The organism is Corynebacterium sp. c25Ua_89 (assembly GCF_047459735.1).
In the GTDB taxonomy this organism is placed as follows: domain Bacteria; phylum Actinomycetota; class Actinomycetes; order Mycobacteriales; family Mycobacteriaceae; genus Corynebacterium; species Corynebacterium simulans.
The window spans coordinates 1-1,438 of sequence record NZ_JASBOD010000012.1 but is presented as its reverse complement, the minus strand read 5'-3'; the positions used below and the strand labels follow the sequence as shown (position 1 = coordinate 1,438).

1 protein-coding gene is annotated in these 1,438 nt (G+C 54.2%); it reads left to right on the top strand.

Features of this window, described 5'->3' with window-relative positions; genetic code table 11:
• Positions 1–57 precede the first annotated feature (57 nt).
• Complete coding sequence (locus QKB66_RS11925) at positions 58–1,401, top strand: IS256 family transposase (protein ID WP_062042232.1); 1,344 nt, start codon at positions 58–60, stop codon at positions 1,399–1,401.
• Positions 1,402–1,438 lie beyond the last annotated feature (37 nt).

Genomic DNA, 1,438 nt, shown 5'->3' with positions numbered 1-1,438 from the left:
GAGAGTGTCTGATGGTTTGTGTGTGGGAATCCATCCCGCATAAGGAGATAAGCCAGAATGACTACTGTGGCACGACGAGACCCGGCTGATAAGGCCAAGATTGATGCAATTGAGAAAAAGCTTCTTGCTAACCCTGAAATCGCGAAGCTGATCGACGAATTGGGCACTTCCACCTCGGATGCCAATGACTTGGTGCGCGGCATGTTGCAAGCCTCGATTACCCGAGGGCTTAATGCTGAGATGGATGCCCACCTCGGCTATCAATCCGGTGATCGGGACGCTAAAGCGGCAGCTGGGACTGATAATCACCGCAATGGCACCTACCCGAAGACGGTTGATTCCAATTACGGGCCGGTTACCGTAGACATCCCACGAGATAGGGCTGGGACGTTTCTTCCCACCATGGTTCCCAAAGGCTCTAGGCGTTTGACTGATGTTGATGACATGATTGTCAGCTTGTACGCCGGTGGAATGACTGTGCGAGATATTCAGCACCATATGGCCACCGCCATGCGGGTGGATATCTCCCATGAGACGATTTCAGCTGTCACTGACGCCATCCTTGATGAGGTACTGGTGTGGCAAAACCGCCAGCTCGACGAGTTCTACCCCGTCATCTTCCTCGACGCATTGCGCATCAAAGTCCGTGACGGTGGACGCGTAGTCAACAAGAGCGCCTATATGGCCATCGGCGTGGACATCGAAGGAATTAAACACATCCTGGGACTATGGATCGCCAAAGAGGAAGGAGCATCCTTTTGGGCGCAGGTGTGCTCTAACCTGTCGAATCGTGGGGTCAAAGACGTCTTCATTGTCTGCTGTGACGGGCTCAAAGGCCTACCTGAGGCAGTGGAGGCAACCTGGCCAGGATCGATGGTGCAAACCTGTATCGTGCACCTGATTCGTGCTGCCAACCGATGGGTGGCCTACGGCGACCGCAAGGCCGTGTCCGCAGCACTGAAGAAGGTCTACTCAGCCCCTGATGAATCTACTGCTGCAGCAGCACTGGCAGAATTCGCAGACTCTGAGCTGGGCGAGAAATACCCCAGATCCGTCAAGGTCTGGCAAGACGCGTGGGAACGATTCGTACCGTTTTTGCAGTTCCCGCCGGCAGCCCGCAAGGTCATCTACACCACGAATTCGATTGAGTCGTTTAACAATGAGCTGCGTAAAGCCACTCGTAACCGGGTGCAGTTCACCAATGATGAGTCCGCGTTGAAGACTCTGTGGTTGATGATCTGCAATATCGAAGACAAACGCGCAGCTAAACGCGCTAAAGAAGGTAAACGAGCCGCCGCTTCAGCTAGCCGGCTCGTTGAAGGCGGAAAGGTTTCCGGGTGGAAACAAGCCATCAACCAAATGGCCGTGGCCTACCCAGACCGCTTCGACCAATACCTCTAGAAACCAAGCCCCACACACAAACAACTTGACACGCTCT

Excerpts from the sequence above, each read along its gene's own strand:
- QKB66_RS11925 (WP_062042232.1), top strand. The coding sequence starts at position 58 with ATGACTACTGTGGCACGACGAGACCCGGCTGATAAGGCCAAGATTGAT.